Genomic DNA, 6,237 nt, shown 5'->3' with positions numbered 1-6,237 from the left:
GCGCCGGCGACGCGCCGCCCCCCGCGCGCGTCGGGCGACAGCTCCGGACCTCCCGCCGCGGGGCGCCCGCCCCTGTGGGTCCGAAACGGGCGTGAATTCCGGTGGGAATTCACGCCCTTTTCGTACCCACAGCTCGGGGCGGTGCCGGTCAGGCGTCGGTGTTGAGGCCCGAGTAGGAGTGCTTGCCGTTGAAGATCAGGTTCACGCCGGTGAAGTTGAACAGCACGCACAGGTACCCGACGATCACGAACCAGGCGGCGCGGCGACCGTCCCAGCCGCGGGTGGTGCGGGCGTGCAGGTAGGCCGCGTACACGACCCAGATGACGAAGCTCCAGACCTCCTTGGGGTCCCAGCCCCAGTACCGGCCCCAGGCGTGCTCCGCCCAGATGGCGCCGCCGATGATCGTGAAGGTCCACAGCACGAAGCCGACGGCGTTGAGCCGGAACGACAGCGCCTCCAGCGACGTCGGGGTCGGCACGCGGTCGAGCCACCGGAAGCCCGGGCGCTGCAGGTACGGCGAGCCGGAGTCACGGCTGTCGCGCACGAGCTGCAGCACCGACGAGACGAACGCCACCGTGAAGATGCCGGTGGCGCTGATCGCGACGCCCACGTGGATGACGAGCCAGTAGTTCTGGAGCGCCGGCTGCACGCCCGTCGCGGCGATGTAGAACACGTTGAGGCCGAGCACGAGGAACAGGACCGCCAGGCCGGTGACGAACGCCCCGAGGAACTTGAAGTCCTTGCGCACGTTCATGCCGAGGAAGACCGCGAGCGCCATGAACGACCCCACCAGCGTGAACTCGTACATGTTGGCCCACGGCGTGCGGCCGGCGGCGATCCCCCGCAGCACGATCGCCACGAGCAGCATCACGGTGCCCAGCCAGGTCGTCGACATCGCGATGCCGGCGGCGCGACGGCGCGCGGGGGCGGGGGCGTCCGCGCTCGCGCCCAGGCCCGTGCCGGCGCTCGCCGGGACCGGGGCGCCCGCGCCCACCGCGACCGGGGTGCGCACCTCGGCGCGGGCGTCGGCCCGCTGCTCCGTGCGGCGACCCAGGTCGATCGCGAACGCGACGAGCGCGATGGTGAGCGCCGTGGCGGCACCCCACACGAGCAGCACGCTCAGCTCGGCGATCTGCATGATCAGTCCTCCGTGGCAGTCTTCGAGTCGTTGGTCGTGCCGTCGACCAGGCCCGGCACCGACGCCAGAGCCTTGTCGACCTCACGTTGCAGTCCGGCGTCGTCCCCGCGCGCGAGCCCGGCGAGCTCGACGTGCGTGACCGGGCGGCCGTCGTCGTCCGTGGTCTCCCATGATCGCACCCACACGCGGCGGCGCGGGGTGAACAGGGAGACCGCGAGGCCGGTGAGGGCCAGCAGGGCGAAGGTCAGCACCCAGAGGAGCGACGGGTCGTAGCGCAGGTCGAGCGCGACGTACCGCGGCACGTCCTCGCCCAGCGTCACGGTGCCGAGGCCGTCGGGCAGCTTGACGGACTCCCCGGGCTTCACCAGGAGCTTGACGGTCGAGCCGTCCTCGTCCACCGACGGGGTGAGGTTCGCGGTGTCGAGGCGGTAGACGTTCTGCGGCACGCCGTCGTCCAGGCCCAGGTCGCCGCGGTACACCTCGAGGACCAGCAGCGGGTTCTGCGGCTGCGGGAAGACGGACCGGGCCGAGCCGTCCGCGTCGACGACGGCGGTGGGCAGGAAGTACCCGACGAGCCCGATCTGCTCCTGGCCCTTCGAGACGTCCGGCACCTTCACGACGCCGCGCGAGGTGTACATGGTGTCCTGGGGCAGGAACGGGACCCGGCCGGAGAACGCCAGCTGGCCTGCGCCGTCCTTCACGGTGATCTCGGGCGCGAAGCCGTTGCCCTGCAGGTAGATCTTGGCGCCGTCGACCGTGAGCGGCTCGTTGACCTTGATCGTCTCGTCGTGCGACGTCCCGTCGGGCTCCGTCGCGGTCACGTTCGCGGTGAAGTCGCGCGCCTGGGCGAACGCCACGGTGTCGGACGCGAACTTCGACTCGAACGAGTTGAGCGTCATCGAGAAGGGCGACAGCGACGACGGCCGGAACCAGGCGCCCTTGTCGAACGTGTCGTAGTCCACGACGGCGTTGGCGAAGCCGCGGTCCTCCGTGACGATCGCCTGGCCGCGGTAGTGCAGCAGCTGGCCCAGGGCGACGGAGACGAGCAGGCCGACCAGCGCCAGGTGGAACAGGAGGTTGCCGGTCTCGCGCAGGTACCCGCGCTCCGCGGCGACGGTGCGCGTGGCGGGACGTCCCAGCCGCGGCTCCTCGCCGCCCACGTCGACCCGGAAGGTGGGCAGGCGGCGCAGCGGCCCGCGCAGGTGGGTGGCGACCGCGTCCGTGACCTCGGCCGGTGAGGCCGTGGTGACGGCCTCCGCCGTGGCGGGGAACCGGCCGAACCGCACCGGCGTCCTGGGCGGGCGGTTCCGCAGGTTGCGGGCGTGCGCCATCGTGCGCGGCAGGATGCAGCCCACGAGCGACACGAAGAGCAGCAGGTAGATCGCCGAGAACCAGACCGAGCTGTAGACCTCGAAGAAGCCCAGCTTGTCGAGCCACTCCCCGAGCGTCGGGTGGTCCCCCAGGTACTCGAGCACGGCGGCGGCGTCCTGCCCGCGCTGGGGCAGGATCGAGCCGGGCACGGCCGCGACGGCGAGCAGCATGAGCAGCATGAGCGCCACGCGCATGCTGGTGAGCTGGCGCCACGTCCAGCGCAGCGTGCCGCGCCAGCCGAGGGAGGGCAGGGCCGGGGACCCGCCGGGCTTCGGAGCCGCGTCCTGCGGGGTCGCCGGAGCGTCGTCCGTACGGCCCTCGGTGAAGGCGTCGTTGATGCCCTCGGGACGGTAGGTCGTCTTGTCGCTCATCACACCACCGTCACGAATCCGCCGATCCAGCCCTGGAGCTGGCTGGTCCACGCGGCCCAGAGGCCGGAGACCAGCGCCAGGCCGACCAGCACCAGCAGGGCGCCGCCGGCGCGCTGGATGCCCAGGCGGTGCCGGCGCAGGAAGCCGAGCATGCGCTGCGAGGACTGCAGCCCGAGCGCGACCAGCAGGAACGGCACGCCCAGCCCGACGCAGTACGCGACGCCCAGCACGATGCCGCGGCCGGCCGACGCCTGGTCCAGCGACAGCGCCTGCACGGCGGCGAGCGTCGGGCCGATGCACGGCGTCCAGCCGAGGCCGAAGACCACCCCGAGGAGGGGCGCCCCCCAGAGGCCCGCACGCGGGCTGAGGTGCATGCGGCGCTCGCGCTGCAGGAACGGGACGGCGCCCAGGAACGCGAGGCCCATGAGGATCACGACGACGCCGAGGACCCGCATGATCGTGGTCTCCCACTGCACCAGGTACGAGCCGAGCGCGCCCGCGGCGGCCATCAGCGCGACGAACACCGCGGTGAAGCCGAGCACGAACAGGCCGACGCCGAGGACGACGCGCCGTCGGCCCGGGTCCTGCGCCACGCCGGCGCGGCCCTTCGACCCGCCGGCGGTCGCCGCCGCCATCCCGCTGACGTACCCGACGTAGCCGGGCACCAGCGGCAGCACGCACGGCGACGCGAACGACACCAGCCCGGCGATCAGAGCCACGGGCAGCGCCAGCAGCATCGAGCCGCTGAACGCCGTGGAGGCGAAGGTGTCACCCATCAGGCGCCCTTCGCGGTGCCGTCGCCGGAGCCGGCCTCGGCCAGGACGTCGTCGACGATCGCGTCGAGGGTGGACGCCTCCGCCTGCCCGATGACGCGCGCCGCCACGCGGCCCTCGGCGTCGAGCACGACGGTGGACGGGACGGCCTGCAGCGGCACGACGCCGGAGAGCCTGGCCACGACCTCCCCCGTGCGGTCCGCGATCGACGGGTACGGCACGTCGAAGGTGCGCTGGAACGACGTGGCGGCGCCCGCCTCGTCCTCCGTGTTGATGCCGAGGACGCGCACGCCGTCGTCCTCGCGCTCGTTGGCGAGGTCGACGAGGTCGGGGGCCTCGGCACGGCAGGGGGCGCACCCGGCGTACCAGGTGTTGACGACGACCACGTCGCCGCGCCAGTCGGCCGTGCTGACGTCGTCGCCCTCGAAGGTGGTGCCCTCGACGGTCACGACGTCGCCGCGGTCGCCCGCGTCCCACTGCTTCACCGAGCCGTCGCCGGAGACGAACCCCTGGCCGACGACGTCGCCCGCGCCGGAGTCCTGGGCGCCGCACGCGGCCAGGAGGCCGAGGGCGACGACGGCGCTCGTCGCCGCTGCCGCGCGCCGGAGCGCGCGAGAGGTCGTGGTGCGCATCACGCCCCCGGGACGGGGTCGGCGCCGGCGAGCAGGTCTGCGGCGGGCTCGGTGTAGTGCAGGCCGACGAAGGTGTCGCCGTCGAACCGCAGCGACGTCATCGACGCTAGCGAGCACTCCCGACGGCGCGGGTCGTGCGCCAGGGAGCGGGCCTCGAACGAACGGCGCGTGACCCACACGGGAAGCTGGTGGCTGACGAGGACGACCTCGTGGCCCGCGTACGCGCGGCGGGCGTCGTCCACCGCGGCACGCATCCGGGCCACCTGCTCGGCGTACGGCTCGCCCCACGACGGGCGCAGCGGGTTCCACAGGTAGCGCCACCAGCGAGGTTGCGCGAGCTGCGCCGGGTTGCTCCCGATCGTCGTGCCCTGGAAGTGGTTGCCGGCCTCGATCAGGCGGTCGTCGGTGGCGAGGGTGAGGCCGAACGCCTCGGCGGTCGGGGTCGCGGTCTCCTGCGCGCGCTGCAGCGGGGACGCGACGACGCCGGCGACGTCGTGGCCCGTGCCGGACAGGTGCTCCGCCACACGGCGTGCCATCGCCTGCCCGCGATCGGACAGCCGGTAGCCGGGGATGCGCCCGTAGAGGACCCCGTCCGGGTTGTGGACCTCGCCGTGCCGCACAAGATGGACGGTGGTGGTGGCCATGCCTCCCAGTGTCCCAGAACTCCGGGGTACCCAGGTCCCGTTCAGCCAGGCGTGACGGCGCTCACGCCCCGTGCGGCTCGGGCCTCCTCGTGGCCTCCACGACCTTCGCCATCGCCCGGCCGAGGGTGTCGAGCTCCTCGTCGGTCAGCGTGTCGACGAGCAGCCGCCGCACGGCGGTGACGTGCCCCGGCGCGGACGCGACGAGGGCCGCGTACCCGGCGTCGGTCATGACGCAGTTCACGCCGCGCCGGTCGTCGGGCGCCGGGGTCCGGACCACGAGACCGCGCTGCTCCATGCGGTCCACGGTGTGCGTGAGCCGGCTGCGGGACAGCGCCAGGAAGTCCGCGAGCGCCGACATCCGCAGGGTGCGCCCGGGGGCCTCGGAGAGCTGCACCAGCAGGTGGTACTCGCCCAGCGTCACCGGCAGCCCCTCGTCGTGGGCGGTGCCGAGCGCCTCGAAGAAGCGGGACGTCCCTTCCAGGAAGCGCCGCCACGCCCACTGCTGGCCCTCGTCGAGCCAGCGCACGTCTGCGTCGTCGCGCTGTCGCGCCTCGGTAGTCCCGCCCACGGGAATAGGTTACGAGACCGGCGTGTTCTTCTCCCCGTGACGGTAGTTGAGTGCTCAACTACCTAGACATCGACCGCACGACCTACCCGAGGGAGACACCATGACCGCGCTGCCCGCAGGCCTGAACTCCGGCACCTACGCCATCGACCCCGCCCACTCGACCGCGTCCTTCTCCGTGCGCCACGCCGGGATCGCCAAGGTCCGCGGCACCATCGCGATCACGGGCGGTGCGATCACCGTGGGCGACGAGCTCGAGTCGTCCGCCGTGTCGGCCGAGCTGGACTCCGCGTCCGTCAACACCAACGACGAGAACCGCGACAACCACCTGCGCAGCGCCGACTTCTGGCACGCCGAGGAGAAGCCGGTCTGGAGCTTCGTCTCGAAGTCGATCTCCACGGACGGCGACGACTACACGATCGCCGGCGACCTCACCATCAACGGCGTCACCAACTCCGTCGAGCTCCCGACCGAGTTCACCGGCACCGCCACCGACCCGTTCGGCAACGCGCGCGCCGGGTTCGAGTCGCAGATCGAGATCTCCCGCAAGGAGTACGGCCTCACGTGGAACGCCGCGCTCGAGACCGGCGGCGTGCTCGTGGGCGACAAGGTCAAGATCGCCCTCGACGTCTCGGCCATCAAGCAGGCCTGACGACGCTTCCCTCGCGAGGTAGCACCACCCCTCGCGAGGTAGTCCGCGAGAGGCCGAGGTAGTCCGGGTCTTCGCGAGGTAGTCACTACCT

7 protein-coding genes are annotated in these 6,237 nt (G+C 72.5%); 1 reads left to right on the top strand and 6 read right to left on the bottom strand.

Features of this window, described 5'->3' with window-relative positions; translation table 11 throughout:
• Positions 1-148: 148 nt before the first annotated feature.
• From ccsB to ACFT55_RS18475, 6 genes are all read right to left on the bottom strand, one after another.
• Positions 149-1,138, bottom strand: a complete 990-nt coding sequence (gene ccsB, locus ACFT55_RS18500) for a c-type cytochrome biogenesis protein CcsB (RefSeq protein ID WP_380245311.1) — start codon at positions 1,136-1,138, stop codon at positions 149-151.
• Between the two features lie 2 nt (positions 1,139-1,140).
• Positions 1,141-2,880, bottom strand: a complete 1,740-nt coding sequence (locus ACFT55_RS18495; protein ID WP_380245310.1) for a cytochrome c biogenesis protein ResB — start codon at positions 2,878-2,880, stop codon at positions 1,141-1,143.
• The gene (locus ACFT55_RS18490) at positions 2,880-3,656 is read right to left on the bottom strand and encodes a cytochrome c biogenesis CcdA family protein (RefSeq protein WP_380245309.1); all 777 of its coding nucleotides are present in this window, start codon (positions 3,654-3,656) and stop codon (positions 2,880-2,882) included. Before ACFT55_RS18490 ends, ACFT55_RS18495 begins: the two co-directional genes overlap by 1 nt.
• A complete protein-coding gene (locus ACFT55_RS18485; protein WP_380245308.1) occupies positions 3,656-4,285 on the bottom strand; it encodes a TlpA family protein disulfide reductase in 630 nt (209 codons plus the stop codon). Before ACFT55_RS18485 ends, ACFT55_RS18490 begins: the two co-directional genes overlap by 1 nt.
• Entirely contained in the window at positions 4,285-4,929 is a 645-nt protein-coding gene (locus tag ACFT55_RS18480) for a histidine phosphatase family protein (RefSeq protein WP_380245307.1), read from the bottom strand. Before ACFT55_RS18480 ends, ACFT55_RS18485 begins: the two co-directional genes overlap by 1 nt.
• Before the next feature lie 61 nt (positions 4,930-4,990).
• On the bottom strand, positions 4,991-5,497 hold the full coding sequence (locus ACFT55_RS18475; RefSeq protein ID WP_380245306.1) for a MarR family winged helix-turn-helix transcriptional regulator: 507 nt from the start codon (positions 5,495-5,497) through the stop codon (positions 4,991-4,993).
• A gap of 100 nt (positions 5,498-5,597) precedes the next feature.
• Between ACFT55_RS18475 and ACFT55_RS18470 the strand changes: the two genes are divergently transcribed.
• Positions 5,598-6,146, top strand: a complete 549-nt coding sequence (locus ACFT55_RS18470) for a YceI family protein (RefSeq protein ID WP_380245305.1) — start codon at positions 5,598-5,600, stop codon at positions 6,144-6,146.
• Positions 6,147-6,237: the final 91 nt, after the last annotated feature.

The organism is Isoptericola sp. NPDC057191 (assembly GCF_042670225.1).
Taxonomy (GTDB): Bacteria; Actinomycetota; Actinomycetes; order Actinomycetales; family Cellulomonadaceae; genus Isoptericola.
Note: the sequence above shows the minus strand (reverse complement) of the source record. Positions and strands in the feature narration are given on the sequence as shown.